This window comes from Paraburkholderia sp. RL17-373-BIF-A, from assembly GCF_046030175.1.
Lineage (GTDB): Bacteria > Pseudomonadota > Gammaproteobacteria > Burkholderiales > Burkholderiaceae > Paraburkholderia.
In genome coordinates this window covers 1-16,401 of the sequence record NZ_JARESO010000085.1, presented here as the reverse complement: position 1 = coordinate 16,401, position 16,401 = coordinate 1, and the positions used below count along the sequence as shown (strand labels likewise).

At 62.5% G+C, this 16,401-nt stretch carries 12 protein-coding genes and 1 pseudogene; 12 read left to right on the top strand and 1 reads right to left on the bottom strand.

Going from position 1 to position 16,401, the window contains the following annotated elements; all coding sequences use genetic code 11:
- The first annotated feature begins 9 nt into the window (after nucleotides 1–9).
- Nucleotides 10–522 (top strand): ureidoglycolate lyase, encoded by a 513-nt coding sequence (locus P0D80_RS44835; protein ID WP_408293855.1) that lies wholly within the window; start codon nucleotides 10–12, stop codon nucleotides 520–522.
- A gap of 118 nt (nucleotides 523–640) precedes the next feature.
- Here P0D80_RS44835 and fur read toward each other — a convergent pair whose 3' ends face one another.
- Nucleotides 641–1,069, bottom strand: coding sequence for a ferric iron uptake transcriptional regulator (gene fur / locus P0D80_RS44830; protein ID WP_012434340.1), 429 nt, complete (start codon nucleotides 1,067–1,069; stop codon nucleotides 641–643).
- Between the two features lie 158 nt (nucleotides 1,070–1,227).
- Between fur and P0D80_RS44825 the strand changes: the two genes are divergently transcribed.
- The 11 genes and pseudogenes from P0D80_RS44825 to P0D80_RS44775 form a co-directional block, all read left to right on the top strand.
- Nucleotides 1,228–2,058: an outer membrane protein assembly factor BamE gene (locus P0D80_RS44825; protein WP_132376807.1), complete on the top strand. Its 831-nt coding sequence runs from the start codon at nucleotides 1,228–1,230 to the stop codon at nucleotides 2,056–2,058.
- 165 nt (nucleotides 2,059–2,223) lie between these two features.
- Nucleotides 2,224–3,021, top strand: coding sequence for a 4-hydroxy-tetrahydrodipicolinate reductase (gene dapB, locus P0D80_RS44820; protein WP_408293852.1), 798 nt, complete (start codon nucleotides 2,224–2,226; stop codon nucleotides 3,019–3,021).
- A gap of 77 nt (nucleotides 3,022–3,098) precedes the next feature.
- On the top strand, nucleotides 3,099–3,815 hold the full coding sequence (locus tag P0D80_RS44815) for a MotA/TolQ/ExbB proton channel family protein (protein WP_408182864.1): 717 nt from the start codon (nucleotides 3,099–3,101) through the stop codon (nucleotides 3,813–3,815).
- A gap of 28 nt (nucleotides 3,816–3,843) precedes the next feature.
- The gene (locus P0D80_RS44810; RefSeq protein ID WP_408293849.1) at nucleotides 3,844–4,287 is read left to right on the top strand and encodes an ExbD/TolR family protein; all 444 of its coding nucleotides are present in this window, start codon (nucleotides 3,844–3,846) and stop codon (nucleotides 4,285–4,287) included.
- Between the two features lie 238 nt (nucleotides 4,288–4,525).
- Entirely contained in the window at nucleotides 4,526–7,117 is a 2,592-nt protein-coding gene (gene leuS, locus P0D80_RS44805) for a leucine--tRNA ligase (RefSeq protein ID WP_408293846.1), read from the top strand.
- 91 nt (nucleotides 7,118–7,208) lie between these two features.
- The gene (locus P0D80_RS44800) at nucleotides 7,209–7,760 is read left to right on the top strand and encodes an LPS-assembly lipoprotein LptE (protein WP_408247727.1); all 552 of its coding nucleotides are present in this window, start codon (nucleotides 7,209–7,211) and stop codon (nucleotides 7,758–7,760) included.
- 63 nt (nucleotides 7,761–7,823) lie between these two features.
- Nucleotides 7,824–8,942, top strand: coding sequence for a DNA polymerase III subunit delta (gene holA / locus P0D80_RS44795; protein WP_408293843.1), 1,119 nt, complete (start codon nucleotides 7,824–7,826; stop codon nucleotides 8,940–8,942).
- 221 nt (nucleotides 8,943–9,163) lie between these two features.
- Nucleotides 9,164–10,435, top strand: coding sequence for a glutamate-5-semialdehyde dehydrogenase (locus P0D80_RS44790; RefSeq protein WP_408293840.1), 1,272 nt, complete (start codon nucleotides 9,164–9,166; stop codon nucleotides 10,433–10,435).
- 15 nt (nucleotides 10,436–10,450) lie between these two features.
- Nucleotides 10,451–10,867, top strand: coding sequence for a CopD family protein (locus P0D80_RS44785; RefSeq protein WP_168795207.1), 417 nt, complete (start codon nucleotides 10,451–10,453; stop codon nucleotides 10,865–10,867).
- A 434-nt stretch (nucleotides 10,868–11,301) separates the two neighbouring features.
- Nucleotides 11,302–11,517, top strand: a pseudogene (locus tag P0D80_RS44780) (hypothetical protein); the annotation flags it as partial.
- Between the two features lie 758 nt (nucleotides 11,518–12,275).
- The coding region (locus P0D80_RS44775; RefSeq protein WP_408293837.1) for a beta strand repeat-containing protein at nucleotides 12,276–16,401 on the top strand (4,126 nt) is incomplete at its 3' end.

The window sequence follows — 16,401 nt, the reverse complement described above, 5'->3', positions numbered from 1 at the left end:
GAGTCGTCGATGAAGACATTGCAGATGGAACGGCTCACGCGCGCGGCTTTCGCGCCGTTCGGCGACGTCATCGAGCTGGACGGCGCGCGTCATTTCGCCATCAACGGCGGCACGACCGAGCGCTATCACGACCTGGCCAGTGTCGATGTGACGGAGAACGGCGGCCGGCCGCTGATCAACCTGTTTCGCGCGCAGCCGCGTGCGCTGCCGGTCGAGATCACGATGATGGAGCGGCATCCGCTCGGCAGCCAGGCTTTCATTCCCTTGACCGCCGGCCGCTATCTGGTGGTCGTCGCGCCGGCTGGCGAGTTCGATCCGGCGCAGATGCGCGCCTTCTGGACCGACGCGTGGCAGGGCGTGAACTACGCGAAAGGCGTCTGGCACCACCCGTTGCTCGCGCTCGATCGGGTGAGCGATTTCGTGGTGGTCGATCGTGGCGGCGAGCAGCCTAATTGCGACGAATTGTCATTGGCGGAGCCGTGGCGGCTGACGTTCGAGGCCCGCGCCGAGCTGGTGGAATAGGGTCGTAACGTTTCCGGCAAAAAGCAACGCCGCAGACGAAAAAAGACCCGGCCGATTCGCATCGGCCGGGTCTTTTTTTGGCCACCTGACCGCGCACCCCAGCGCGGCCGGCACCGCATCAATGCTTGCGATGCGGGCAATTCTCCTTCGTGCAGGCGCCGTACAGCGCCAAAGCGTGTTCTTGCAGCTTGAAGCCGCGTTCTTTCGCGATGGACTGCTGGCGGCTCTCGATTTCGGAGTCGAAAAATTCTTCGACGAGCCCGCAATCGAGGCACACGAGGTGGTCGTGGTGTGACCCTTCGTTCAGTTCGAACACCGCCTTACCCGACTCGAAATTGCTGCGCGAGAGCAGACCCGCCTGCTCGAATTGCGTCAGCACGCGATACACGGTTGCAAGACCGATATCGAGTTCTTCGTGCAGCAGGTTGCGGTACACGTCTTCGGCCGTCAGGTGGCGCACCGGGCTGTGCTGAAAAATCTCAAGGATTTTGAGGCGCGGAAGGGTCGCCTTGAGCCCGATATTCTTGAGATCGGTTGGATTGGTCATGACAAGGGATCCCTAGAGTACAATGCTGGGCTCTCATAGTAATGTGTTTTTGCCGTTCTGGTCATCTTCGATGGAATGAAACTCGCGCGGCTCGTCAGCGGGCCCGCACGGTGAGTGAAATGATTTCAAAATCTCAATTGATCTACCGGGGGAGCCGCATGCGGGGTACCTTGATCGCTGTTGCGACTGTCGCGGTTCTTGCCGGATGTTCCACTTACGACAGCCTGACGCAGCGTGTTGCCCAAAGCATCACGCCGTACCGGATTACAGTGGTGCAAGGCAATTTCGTCTCGAAAGAAGCGGCAGCACAGATGCAGGTCGGCCTCTCCCGCGCGCAGGTCAAGCAACTGCTCGGCACGCCGCTCCTGACCGACATGTTCCACGCCGATCGCTGGGACTACGTGTTCTATTTCAAGCGCGGCTCGACTAACGTCGTGCAGCAGCGCGACTTCGTGGTCATATTCGCGGGCGACCGCGTCGCCAGCTGGTCGGGCGGCGACGATCTGCCGTCCAACCTCGAGTTGCTGGCTGAAATCGACGGCGACAAGTCGGGCAAGAAGAAGGCGGCAGCGGCCGTGGCGAGCGGTGCCAGCGGCGCGAGCGCGCCGGCGGCTGCAGCCGTGCCGACCACGCCGGACACCGTGCTTTCGCCATCCGTGGCCGGCGCTGCCGCGGCGGGTGTCCCGTCCACGGACGCCAACGCGGAAGCCGCGCAAGCCGCCAATCGTGCGACCAATGCAGTGCAGTTGTCGCCCAATGCGCGTCCGAGTGTGCCGAGCGCGCCGACCGCCAACGGCGGCGGCATCCCGCAGCAAGGCCCGACGGCCGCGGGTCAGCCGCAGTTCCAGTTCCACCGTCCGCCGCCGCCGCAAAATCCGGGTACGGACAACAGCAATCCGGTTGGACCGACGGGCCCGCAGAGCAGCAACAGCAGCCCGGCGCACAACGCGCCGCTGACCTCTTCTCCGGCTTCGGGAACGGGCGGCTAATCGCGCTGTCCGTGTCTTAAGACGGTCGCTGCGCGCGGGCAACCGCACCGTGCAAAGCGTCCGTCCGGTTCTTCGTTTTTTCAGTCATGCGCGGCGCCTGGGTGTGCTGCCCGCCGCCGCTTTTAACCGCCTTTGCCGGGTTTTGCCTTTCGAACCCTCGTAGCCATGAAAATTGCCATTGCTGGCGCATCGGGCCGTATGGGCCGCATGCTCATCGAAACAGTCCTTAACGATTCCGACGCCACGCTGTCCGGCGCGCTAGACCGCGCGGGCTCCCCGCAACTCGGTCAGGACGCCGGCGCGTTTCTGGGCAAACAGACGGGCGTCGTGCTGACCGACGACGTCGAGCGCGTGTTCGCCGAATCTGACTACCTGATCGACTTCACGCGCCCCGAAGGCACGCTGATGCATCTCGAAGCGGCGCAGCGTCACAACGTGAAAATGGTGATCGGCACGACCGGCTTCGACAACGAGCAGAAGGCGCAACTGCGCGCCGCGGCGGACAAGATCGCCATCATGTTCTCGTCGAACATGAGCGTGGGCGTGAACGTCACGCTGAAGCTGCTCGAATTCGCGGCCAAGCATTTCGCGACCGGCTACGACATCGAAATCATCGAGGCGCATCATCGTCACAAGGTCGACGCGCCGTCCGGCACGGCGTTGACCATGGGCGAAGTGATCGCCAATGCGCTCGGCCGCAATCTCGACGACTGCGCGGTGTACAGCCGCGAAGGCGTGACCGGCGAGCGCGACCCGTCCACGATCGGTTTTTCGGCGATTCGCGGCGGCGATATCGTCGGGGACCATACGGTGCTGTTCGCGGGCATCGGCGAGCGCATCGAAATCACGCACAAATCGGCGAGCCGTCTGTCGTACGCGCAAGGCGCGCTTCGTGCTGTGCGTTTCCTCGAAGGGCACGCAACTGGCTTCTTCGACATGCAGGACGTGCTCGGTCTGCGTTGAGCTCGTCCTGAGCGAACCGAAGGGGCATCGCTCCACGTGTTCGCGCCCCTGAAATCACTACTCCACGGCGAGGTCAGATGGCAGGCAGCAGCGGCATCATCCATTACCTGCAAACCAGCGATGCGATCACGCATGGCGTCGCGTACGTGCTGCTGGCCATGTCGATTGCGAGCTGGTGCTTTCTGATCGTCAAAAGCTGGATCCTCACGCGCGCCAAACGTCAGGCCACGCGCGCGCTTGCCCAGTTCTGGCAGGCGCCCACGCTGGCCGAAGGCGTCGCGGCGTTAAAGCGCGCGGACCGCGAGCGCGTCTTCACGCCGCTGGCGGAAGCAGCGCTGCATGCGTCTGAGGTGGATATTCCGGGCGCGCTGCTCGCGCGCGTCGAACGCGGCGAGCGGGTCTTGCGGGCGCTGCGTCAGGCGCTCAACGCGTCGCAGCGACGGCTCGAATTCGGTCAGGTGCTGCTGGCCTCGGTGGGCAGCACGGCGCCATTCGTCGGCCTGCTCGGCACCGTGTGGGGCATCTATCACGCGCTCGGCAGCATTGCGGCGAGCGGTCAGGCGCAGATTGAAAACGTCGCCGGGCCGGTCGGCGAGGCGCTCATCATGACCGCATTCGGCCTCGTGGTCGCGATTCCGGCCGTGCTCGCCTACAACGTGCTCGGGCGGATGGTGCGGCAGTTGACGGAAGACCTCGACGGCTTCGCGCACGACCTGCACGCCTACGTCTGCGCGCCGGCGGAGCAGGGTCACACGCAGGCGCCGGCACGGGCTCAGCAGGCCTCGACTCACTAAGCGCGCCGCTCGGACAGAAGGAGGCGATATGGCATTCGGCGGACTCGAGAAAAAGCAGACGGCCGCGCCCATGGCCGAGATCAACATGACGCCGCTGATCGACGTGATGCTGGTGCTGCTGGTGATTTTTATCATTACCGCGCCTTTATTCACGCACGCGATCCGGCTCGATTTGCCGAGAGTCGCGGCCGCGCCCGCGCGCCAGACGCCGCAAACCATTTCCCTTTCCATCGACGCCGCCGGCAAGCTGTACTGGGACGGCAGCGTGATCACGCTCGAGCAGATGCGCGCGCGCTTCGCGCAAGCGGGCAAGCAGAGCGACCAGCCGGAGATCCAGCTACGCGCCGAGCGCTCCACGCGCTACGAGGTGATCGCGCAGGTCATGGGCGCGGCGCAGCAGAGCGGGCTCGAGCGGATCGGTTTCGTGACGGACCCGCCGCCGCCGGCAGCCGCAACTCCAAAGGCGCCATAGCGCCGTTGCCGCGGTCCGCGAGGGGGCCAGTTCGACACGCCATCTCGCCGGGACTGCGAACCCGCGGGCTCGCTCCCGCGCGACGCGGTCAAACCCATGCGGCACGCCGCGCGGCGTACCCGTCCGCGGACGGTATAATCAGCCCTTTCCCCCGCCGAAGGGGAAACGACGCCATTTCATCCAGCAGAGCACCAAAGCGGCCGGTGCGAAAGCACCGACCCAGCGATCCCATCACACCATGCACGAAAAATACGTTCCCTCCGACGTCGAATCCGCCGCGCAAGGGCAATGGCGCGCCATCGACGCGTACAAGTCGACGGAAGTCACCGACAAGCCCAAGTTCTATTGCGTCTCGATGCTGCCGTACCCGTCGGGCAAGCTGCACATGGGTCACGTGCGCAACTACACGATCAACGACGTGATGTACCGCTATCTGCGGATGAACGGCTACAACGTGCTGATGCCGATGGGTTGGGACGCGTTCGGCATGCCGGCGGAAAACGCCGCGATGGCCAACAACGTGCCGCCGGCCAAGTGGACCTACGACAACATCGCTTACATGAAGAAGCAGATGCAGTCGATGGGCCTCGCAATCGACTGGTCGCGTGAAGTCGCCACCTGCAGCCCGGACTACTACAAGTGGAACCAGTGGCTGTTCCTGAAGATGCTGGAAAAGGGCATCGCGTACAAGAAAACCGGCACCGTCAACTGGGATCCGGTCGATCAAACCGTGCTCGCCAACGAGCAGGTGATCGACGGCCGCGGCTGGCGTTCGGGCGCGCTGGTCGAAAAGCGCGAAATCCCGATGTACTACATGCGCATCACGCAGTACGCGGACGAACTGCTGAACGACCTCGAAGGCCTCGGCTGGCCCGAGCGCGTCAAGATCATGCAGCAGAACTGGATCGGCAAGAGTTTCGGCGTGAACTTCGGCTTCCCGTACGAGATCGACGGCGAACAGAAGCTGCTGCGCGTGTTCACCACGCGCGCCGACACGATCATGGGCGTCACCTTCTGCGCGATCGCCGCTGAGCATCCGCTCGCCACGCGCCTCGCGAAAGACAAGCCGGAGTTGCAGGCTTTCATCGAGGAATGCAAGCGCGGCGGCGTTGCTGAAGCCGACGTCGCGACCATGGAAAAGAAGGGCATGGCCACCGGCTTCTACGTCACGCATCCGCTGACGCAGGAACAGGTCGAAGTGTGGATCGGCAACTACGTGCTGATGAGCTACGGCGAAGGCGCCGTGATGGGCGTGCCGGCGCACGACGAGCGCGACTTCGCGTTCGTGAAGAAATACGATCTGCCGATCAAGCAGGTGGTCGCCGTTCAAGGCAAGGAATACTCGACCGACGCCTGGCAAGAATGGTATGGCGACAAAACGGGCACGCTGATCAACAGCGGCAAGTACGACGGCCTCGGCTATGAGGCAGCGGTGGACCAGATCGCCGCGGATTTGAAGGAACTCGGTCTCGGCGACAAGCAGATCACGTGGCGTCTGCGTGACTGGGGCGTGTCGCGTCAGCGCTATTGGGGCACGCCGATTCCGATCATCCATTGCCCGACGTGCGGCGACGTGCCGGTGCCGGAAAAAGATCTGCCGGTGGTGCTGCCGGAAGACCTCGTGCCGGACGGCACCGGCAATCCGCTCGCCAAGTCGGAAGCGTTCGTGAACTGCACCTGCCCGACCTGCGGCGGCGCGGCCAAGCGCGAAACCGACACCATGGACACCTTCGTCGATTCGTCGTGGTACTTCTACCGCTATGCGTCGCCGGATGCGAAGACCATGGTCGACGAGCGCACCGACTACTGGGCGCCGATGGACCAGTACATCGGCGGCATCGAGCACGCGATTCTGCACCTCTTGTACTCGCGGTTCTGGGCGAAGGTGATGCGCGATCTCGGTCTGGTCAAGTTCGGCGAGCCGGCCAAAAATCTGCTGACGCAGGGCATGGTGCTCAACGAAACCTACTACCGTGAAAACGAAGCGGGCAAGAAGACCTGGTACAACCCGGCCGACGTGACCGTTTCGTTCGACGACAAGGGCCGCCCGGTCGGCGCCCTCCTGAATGCGGACGGCCAGCCGGTGGTGCTCGGCGGCGTCGAGAAAATGTCGAAGTCGAAGAACAACGGCGTCGATCCGCAATTGCTGATCGATCAGCACGGCGCGGACACCGCGCGTCTGTTCGTGATGTTCGCCGCGCCGCCCGAGCAGTCGCTCGAATGGTCCGGCTCGGGTGTGGAAGGCGCGAGCCGCTTCCTGCGCCGCGTGTGGAACTTCAGTCAGACGAACGAAGCTGCGTTACGCCAGGGCGGCACGTTCGACGCCGCTCAACTCAACGACGTCGAAAAGGCGCTGCGCCGCGAGATCTACAGCGTGCTGAAGCAGGCCGACTTCGACTACCAGCGTTTGCAGTACAACACGGTGGTGTCGGCCGCCATGAAGATGCTCAACGCGCTCGACAGCGCGAAGGGCGCCCGCCCGGCCGTGCTGCGCGAAACGTATAGCGTGATGCTGCGCGTGCTGTATCCGGTCGTGCCGCACCTCACGTTCCAGCTGTGGCAGGAACTCGGTTACGCCGACGAACTGGGCTCGCTGCTCGACGCGCCGTGGCCGAAGGTCGACGAGAAGGCGCTGGAGCAGTCCGAGATCGAACTCGTGCTGCAGGTGAACGGCAAGGTGCGCGGCGCGCTCACGGTGGCGAAAGACGCCTCGCGTGAAGCGATCGAGCAGCTCGCCGCCGCGCACGAGATGGTCGCGAAGTTCAGCGAAGGCAAGGCGCCGAAGAAGATCGTCGTGGTGCCGGGCCGTCTCGTGAACGTGGTCGTGTGAGTTTCGACGAAGACATGACAGCAGGCAGGACGCCGCCGCGCGCGGCGGCGCTTGTCCGTGCTGGGGAATCTACTGCGAACCAGGAGCCAATGTGACTCGCAGATCGTTTTTGACGCTGGCTTGCAGCGTGCTGATGTTGTCCGCCTGCGGCTTCCAGCTGCGCGGCCAGCAGGACTACGCATTCAAACGCCTCTTTATCGCCGGCGGTTCGCCGGCGGCGGCCGCGCGCTTGACGCGTATCGTGCAAGGCGGCAGCGACACGGTCGTGGTCACTTCGGTCGCGAATGCCGACGCCACGTTGCAGATCACGGAAGGCCGCGGCACCAGCACGCTGACGCTGAACTCGCTGGGCGCAGTCGAAGAGTATCAATTGAATCTCAACATGAACTATTCGCTGATCGCCAAGGACGGCACGCTGCTGATTCCGCCGAGCGTGATCGCGTTGAACCGCGCGATGACCTATAGCGACCAGTTCTCGCAAGCGAAATCAGCCGAAAGCGAGATTCTCTTCGCCGATATGGAAAACGACGCGATCGACCAGCTCACGCGCCGTCTGGGCGTCGTGCGCTCGATGCATCCGGCGCCGGGCCAGGAAGTGCCGTCGGTTGCGCCGCGCGCGCCGCTACCGCCGCCGCCGCTGTGAGCGTCGTATTCCGTTCACTTTGTTCAATGTGCCGTACCTGTTCAACCTCGCCGATCGGTAGCCATGCAACTGCGACTTGACGCGCTCGAAGCGCATCTCGCCAAGGGACTCGCCGGACTGTACGTCGTGTACGGCGACGAGCACCTGCTCGCGCAGGAAGCATGCGACCGCATTCGCGCCGCGGCGCGCGCGGCCGGCTTCACCGACCGCTCGGTGTTCACGGTCGAGCGCGGGTTCGACTGGAGTTCGCTGCTGGGCGCGAGCCAGTCGATGTCGCTGTTCGGCGACCGTCAACTGGTCGAGTTGCGTATTCCATCGGGCAAACCCGGCAAGGAAGGCGCGGACGCGCTGAAAGCGCTCGCTGCTGCCGTCAATGACGACGTGCTCACCATGATCACGCTGCCGCGGCTCGACGCGGCCACGCAGAAGTCGGCGTGGTTCACGGCTTTATCCGACGCGGGCGTCGCGTTGAAGATCGATCCGGTCGAGCGCGCGCAGTTGCCGAATTGGGTCGGCCAACGGCTCGCCGCGCAGGGCCAGCGAGTTGCCGCCGGCGAAGAAGGGCGGCGTGCGTTGGCGTTCATCGCCGAGCGCGTGGAAGGCAATCTGCTCGCCGCGCATCAGGAAATTCAGAAGCTCGGCTTGCTGTATCCGTCTGGGTCCCTCAGCTTCGAACAGGTTCAGGACGCTGTGCTCAACGTCGCGCGTTACGACGTTTTCAAGCTAAACGAAGCGATGCTGGCCGGCGACGTCGGCCGCTTGTCGCGCATGCTCGACGGACTGCGCGGCGAAGGCGAGGCCGCGGTGCTGGTGCTGTGGGCCGTGGTCGAAGAAGTGCGCACGCTGCTGCGGATCAAGCGCGGCGTCGCGGCCGGCAAGCCGCTGGCGATGCTGGTGCGCGAAAACCGCGTGTGGGGGCCGCGCGAGCGGCTGATTGGACCGGCGTTGTCGCGCGTGAGCGAAGGTGCGCTGGAAAAAGCGCTGGCGCTGGCGGCGCGGCTCGATCGTCAGGTGAAGGGTTTGTCGGGCGGCACGCCCGGCAATCATCGCAACGATCCGCCGCCCGATCCGTGGGATGGCCTGTTCGAGTTGGCCATGACGGTGGCTTCGCCGAAAACGGCGCCGGTGCCGCCGCCACGACCTCGAAGCGCGGCAGCGGCGCCTGCTCGAAGGCCGGCCTGAGCCACAACGGCAAGCCTGCCGGGCGAGCGCCTAGCCGCTGCCGCTAGCGCTTCGAGTAGCGCTCAAGCGTGCGACGTCCGGCATCTGGCGGCCTAGGCTACAAGGATTGCACTGGCCGGCGCCGCAAGCAAAGCGCCTTCACCCGACTTACAATCGCTTCATCTTTCGCCAATTCTGCCTGTCCGCCGCACGTCGACGTGCGCGGCACCACGAGAATCACCATGGATATCGACCAGTACATGACCGACCTCGGCCGCCGTGCCCGCCAAGCTTCGCGGGCGATGGCACGGGCGTCGACGGCAGCGAAGAATGCCGCGCTCGCGGCCGTTGCGCAGGCAATCGAACGCGATGCCGCGCTGCTGAAAGAAGCCAACGCGCGCGACGTCGCGCGGGCTCGCGAGAAGGGTCACGATGCCGCGTTCATCGATCGTTTGACGCTGTCGGATAAAGCGCTGAAGACGATGGTCGAAGGTTTGCGGCAAGTCGCTGCGCTGGCCGATCCGATCGGCGAGATCAGCAATTTGAAGTACCGGCCGAGCGGCATTCAGGTCGGTCAGATGCGCGTGCCGCTGGGCGTGATCGGCATCATCTACGAATCGCGGCCGAACGTGACGATCGACGCCGCCGCGCTGTGCCTGAAGTCGGGCAACGCGACGATTCTGCGCGGCGGTTCGGAAGCGCTCGAATGCAATACGGCGTTGGCGAAGCTGATCGGTGAAGGGCTGGAAGCGGCCGGTTTGCCGCAAGATGCCGTGCAAGTGGTGGCCACCTCGGACCGTGCGGCTGTCGGCAAGCTGATCACGATGACCGAATTCGTCGACGTGATCGTGCCGCGCGGCGGCAAGAGCCTGATCGAGCGCCTGATGAACGAAGCGCGCGTGCCGATGATCAAGCACCTCGACGGCATCTGCCACGTCTACGTGGACGACCGCGCGGATCTGGCCAAGGCGCTGACTGTCTGCGACAACGCCAAGACGCACCGCTACGGCACCTGCAACACGATGGAAACGCTGCTGGTCGCGCGCGGCATTGCAGCCGAAGTGTTGCCGCCGTTGGGCAAGCTGTATCGCGATAAGCAAGTCGAGCTGCGAGTGGACGCGGCGGCGCGCGCTGTGCTGGCGGATGCGGGTGTGGGACCGCTCGTCGATGCCACCGAAGAAGACTGGCGCACCGAATATCTCGCGCCGGTGCTGGCGATCAAGGTGGTCGACGGCCTCGATGCGGCGATCGAGCACATCAACACGTACAGCTCGCAGCACACCGACGCGATCGTCACGGAAGACCACGATCGCGCCATGCGCTTCCTGCGCGAAGTGGATTCGGCGAGCGTGATGGTCAACGCATCAACGCGTTTCGCGGATGGTTTCGAATTCGGCCTCGGCGCGGAAATCGGCATTTCAAACGACAAGCTGCATGCGCGCGGACCGGTGGGTCTGGAAGGGCTGACGTCGCTCAAGTACGTCGTGCTGGGCCACGGTGAAGGCCGGCAATAAACGAGAGGACCGCTGATGCTTTGGGTAAAGACGTTTCACATCGTTCTGATTGCTTCATGGTTCGCCGGCCTGTTCTATTTGCCGCGCATCTTCGTCAATCTGGCGATGGAAACGGAACCCGCGGCGACGGCGCGTCTGTTGACGATGGCGCGCAAGCTGTTTCGCTTCATGACGTTCATCGCGGTGCCGGCGCTGGCGTGCGGGTTGTGGTTGTGGCTGGTGATCGGCATCGGGCGCGGACAGGGTTGGATTCACGCGAAGGTTGGCGTAGTGGTGCTGCTGATCATCTATCACGCTTATTGCGGCGTGCTGCTGCGGACCTTCGAGCGCGGGGAGAATCGTCGCTCGGATAAGTGGTATCGGATGTTTAATGAGCTGCCGGTGTTGGGGATGCTGGCGGCGGTGGCGTTGGTGGTGATTAAGCCGTTCTAAGATACTCGCGTGCGTTGGTTGAGTGCAGGTTGTTGTAGGCTTCGATTTGGAAAAGGGCAGTTTGCCGGATTCGGCAAACTGCCCTTTTTTATTGTCGGCGCTGGCGCGGGGCGCATTGTCTTAGGCCGACTGGCTAGCTTGGGTTGCCAGCCTATATTGGGACGGCCGATGCCCTGCGGCCTGATTTATAATTTCCGAACCACTGGCAGCAGCCGGTGGTCAGGTTTGACAGCCTGCGTCAGAAACCGCACACCCGCTGGCGCGGGGCGTGCGTCTGTCTCTGCACGTCTATATTTCAATGGGCGGGCGGTGGCGGGGAGCCGCGAGGCTCGCCGGTTTGTTTCTGGCCCGGTCTGTCAACCCGTTACATGCCCGCTCACCCTCCTTGCAAGCGAGTGTCGGGCGATCCATGTCAGTCTTAGGGAGATCGCACCATGAGCAAGTCCATCAAAAATCAACCTGCCTCACGCCCGCCAGTCGATGCCTTGCAGTACGAAAAACTCGCTCTGTCGGCATTCGGTTCGTGCGAACGGCAACTGACTCAACTCAACAGACTGGCTACACTTGCGACCTTGATATATAGGAATCCTGCATTGACGAATCACGAGCGGCGTAGCCGGCAAGTGCTGCTCGAGTTGCTGGTCGAGACATGCGCGGTAAGCGATTGGCCTGCCGCAAAACGCCTATGCAACTGGTGGCCGCACCAGATCGTGCGGCCGTCAGAAAATCTGATCACGATGACTCAATTCGTCGACGCGATCGTGACGCGCTGCCCGTAGCGGGCGGCTCATCCTTTGCAACCCGCTGGTCACTCTTGGTCAGGCGAGTTCGCATCTATTTATCTGAATCCGGATCGGCTGATGTGACGTCGCTCGCCGGATGGCAGGAATGCGCGGCGTGCATTGCGTCACTGCGTTTGGGCGCTCAACGCAGATTCGCCGTTTTGACTTGAGTTCTTGATTGCATCCCGCACACCGATGCTCAATTTAAGGCGCGATTTATCGCTGCTTCGATTAAGACTTTTCCGAACATGGCGCAATAGTTTCGCCACAAATGTCCGCTGCTTAGCAAGCGTCAACGCTGCCATTTCGCGGCCTACAGTGAAGCACTTTCCTATTGTCCGCTCGTCTTGCGTAACGGACGTCTACAGCTCTTCATCTCTCGACTGCCGACAGCGCTGTCGCCGTGACAGTTGCACAAATTCTCTGCACTCAAATCTCTCGTCTCCTTTGTCTGAAATGCCCGCGCGTCCCTGAGGAGTTTTAGTCCTTGTCTGATTCCGTCTGCTTCTCTCGTCTCATATTCTGCAAATCGAACATTAGCAAAGCACGACGGCCCTAGCCACGCTTCGCTCGATGTCGGGCCGCAAACGTGGTTGTCGTGTTTTTAATTTTTACTGTGAGTATTCATGAACAAGAATCGATTTCGCCGGGTATTTAGCAAACGTCTCGGCATGCTCGTCGCTGTTGCAGAGAATGTGGCGAGCCAAGGCAAACAGGCCGGCGAAAGCTCCGCAGCCGGCGTAACCGGCCGCGAACTGGGCGTCATTTCGACAATGACCACCACGGCACTGGCGCTGCTGGTATTTCACCCTTCCCTGAGCCAGGCGCAGTCGCTGCCCACCAATGGCCAGGTGATATCGGGTCAGGCGAGCATCTCGCAGACCAATCCGACCACGATGACCATCAATCAGGGTACGCAGCGTACCGTGATCGACTGGAACTCGTTCAACGTGGCGAAGGACAACACGGTCCAGTTCAATCAGCCGAACGCACAGGCACAGGCTTTGAACCGCGTGGTGGGCGGCGTGGCGTCGAACATTCAAGGTTCGTTGCTGGCCAACGGTCAAGTGCTGATCCAGAACGCGAACGGCGTGCTTTTCAGCAAGGGCGCGGTGGTGAACGTCGGTTCGCTGCTGGCGACGACGAAGTCGATCGACTCGAACGCCTTCATGGCCGGCAACCCGCTGGCACTGAAGTCCACGGGCACGAACGCAAGTGTAGTCAACGACGGTTCCATCCAGGCGCAAGGCTACGTGGTCATGACGGGCGACCAGGTGCGCAACAGCGGCACGATCACGACGGCGCCGGGCGGCCAGGTGGCGCTCGCCGCGGGCGACAGCGCGACGGTCGCGCTGCCCAATGGCCAAGGCATCATGCTGACGCTGACGAATGCGTCGGCGAACGCGCTGGTGGAAAACAGCGGCAACATCCTCGCCAACAATGGCTCGGTGCTGCTGACGGCACGCGGCAAGGACACGCTGCTCAACACGGTGGTGAACCTCTCGGGCGTGACGCGCGCGGGCACGGTGGTGGCCGATGCAGGCGCGACGGGCGACGTGGCGGTGACGGGCAAGATCGATGCGTCGAACAAGGCGGCAGGTGGCGTGGGCGGCACGGTGGTGCTGTCGGGCGACCGCGTGGGCGTGTTCGGCAATGCATCGGTGGACGTGAGCGGCGATGCGGCTGGCGGCAAGGTGATCATGGGCGGCGACAGCCTGCATCAGCTCGCGGGCACGCAGGCGCAAACGATGCTGCAGGACGGCGTGAACTTCGCGAACTACACGCAGGTGGATGCGGGCGCGACGATCAAGGCGGACTCCGCGCACGGTAACGGCGGCTTCGTCGAAACGTCGGGTCATAACCTGAACGTCGAAGGCGCAGTGAGCGCAGCGGCACCGGAGGGCAAGGCCGGCCAGTGGCTGATCGACCCGACGGACGTGACGATCAGCACGGGCGCGGACGCGGGCTATACGGGCAACGTGACGGGCGGATTTAGCGGCACGGGCAACACAGCGACGGTGAAGAACACGACGATCAGCAACGCGCTGAACGCGGGCACGGACGTGACGATCACGACGGCGAGCGCGGGCACGGCGACGGGCAACATCGTGCAGCAGGCGGGCGCCAACATCACGAAGACGGCAGGCGCAGCGGCGAACCTGACGCTGGCAGCCAACGGCAGCATCACGCTGAACGGCAACATCACGTCGACGTCGAATGCGCTGAACCTGAATCTGACGGCGGCCATGGGTGGCCACAATGGCACGCTATGGCAGCAGAGCGGCACCATCGACCTCAATGGCGGCAACCTGACTGCTTATGCCGATGTGACCGGTCAAAGCTCCGGCAACGGCCTGGCATTTGGCGGCACCGTGAACAATGTCGGCGGCGGTTCGATTACGGGTCTCGCCAACACGGGCGCGGGCGTGATGTTCGTGGGCAACTTCACGGAGGTTGGCAACGGCACGCTGACCGTGACTGGTTCGTCAAACTCAGGCAACGGCGTTTATTTCGACAAAAATTCGGGCCTGACGTTGACCGGTGGCGGTACGAATGTCTTTGGCACATCCAATTTGGGTAGTGGCATTCAATTCACAGTTCCCGGTTCCGGCCAGGTTAACGTCGATGTACTGAACAACGCCACACTCAATCTGACCGGAAGCAGTTCGAACGGCACCGGTGTCTCCATGGGTGCCGAAAATTATTCAGTTGCCGCAACCAGTTTCAATGTCTCGGATACCGCGGCTATCAATGTAGTTGGCACTAGCACCCAGAGCTATGGCATTCTCGGCTATGCGACCCACATCAACGCACAGGGTGACGCAAAGGTCAACCTGAACGGGACCAGCTCTAATGGAACGGGCGTTTCGGTCTACAGCAACGGCGCTCCGGCTTACCTCAATACTGCGGACAACGCGACTATCCATATTGGTGGCGCCAGCACGAACGGCACGGGGGCATCCATATCGGCAATGGGAGGCGTGTCTGGCAATAGCGCGTTGAGTGTTGAGGGCACGAGCACGAACGGCACGGGGGCGTCGCTGAGTTTGACGGGCAACGTGACGGGCAACGCATCGCTGGACGTGGCTGGTACAAGCACGAACGGTGCGGGCGCCTATATCGCAGGAAGCTATAACTTCTCGGATAACTCTGCGTTGCACGTGGACGGTACATCCGACAGCGGAATCGGGACGGAAATCGCTGCGTGGACCAACAAGGACGCAAATGGAACCATCATCGGTGATATCGGTTATGGCCCGGCAGCATTCAATCTCACCAATCAGGCTTCCGTCGACATCCAAGGCACCTCTAACACTTCCACAGGAATGGTTGATCGTAGTAACTGGAACATCCAGAATAACGCTTCGGCAGATCTAAGCGGCAATGGCGGAGAGGCGGGCTATGTTTCGGGTTCCAAGGGATATCCCACGACTTACAACGTTACGGACAACGGCAGTCTGACCATTGAAGGTCACGGTGGAACTCAGGGCGGCGTCTACATCCCGAATCTGAATGCGACGGGCAATGGGGCGGTCACAATAATCGGAACCTCAACCGACGGCGCAGGGATTGAAAATCCCAGTATCAATGGGACCCGTGCCGTTGCTGCGGACAACGCATCTATTTCGATTGAAGGGCAATCGACCAACGGCAGCGGTGTTGATTTGCCGAACGTCAGTGTCAACGGAAATGGCAGCATCGACGTCACTGGCAACTCGACCAATGGCTCGGGCGTGATCGAAGGCGCCAACGGTTCGATCAACATCTCGGGTAATGGCGCAGCCAACATCTCGGGCAACTCGACGAACGGCAACGGTGCGGTGATCGACGGTGATGTGAACGTGACGGATAACGGCACGATCAACATCGGCGGCAACACGATCAACGGTTCGGGCGTGATAGAAGGCGACAACGGTTCGATCAACATTTCGGGCAACGGCGCAGCCGACATCTCGGGTGGGTCGACCAACGGTAACGGCACGGACATCAACGGTTCGATCAACACGTCGGGTAACGGTTCGACCGATATCAGCGGCAACTCGACCAATGGTTCGGGTGTGATCGTCGATCCGAACGGTTCGATCAACACGACCGATAACGGCACGACCAACATCTCCGGTGATTCGGCCAACGGTTCGGGTGTGGTGGACAACGGCTCGATCAACACGTCGGGTAACGGTTCGACCGATATCAGCGGCAACTCGACCAATGGCTCGGGCGTGATCGTCGATCCGAACGGTTCGATCAACACCACCGACAACGGCACGACCAACATCTCCGGTGATTCGACCAACGGTAACGGCACGGACATCAACGGCTCGATCGACACGAGCGGGAACGGTTCGACCGATATCTCCGGCAACTCGACGAACGGCAACGGCGCGGTGATCGACGGTGACGTGAACGTGACGGACAACGGCACGATCAACATCAGCGGCAACTCGACCAATGGTTCGGGTGTGGTCGAAGGCGACAACGGTTCGATCGACATCTCGGGCAATGGCGCAGCTGACATCTCGGGCAACTCGACGAACGGCAACGGTGCAGTCATCGACGGTGACGTGAACGTGACGGACAACGGCACGGTCAACATCAGCGGCGGCTCGACCAATGGTTCGGGTGTGATCGAAGGCGACAACGGTTCGATCGACATCTCGGGCAACGGCGCAGCCGACATCTCGGGCAACTCGGCGAACGGCAACGGCGCGGTGATCGAGGGTGACGTGAACGTGACGGACAACGGCACGGTCA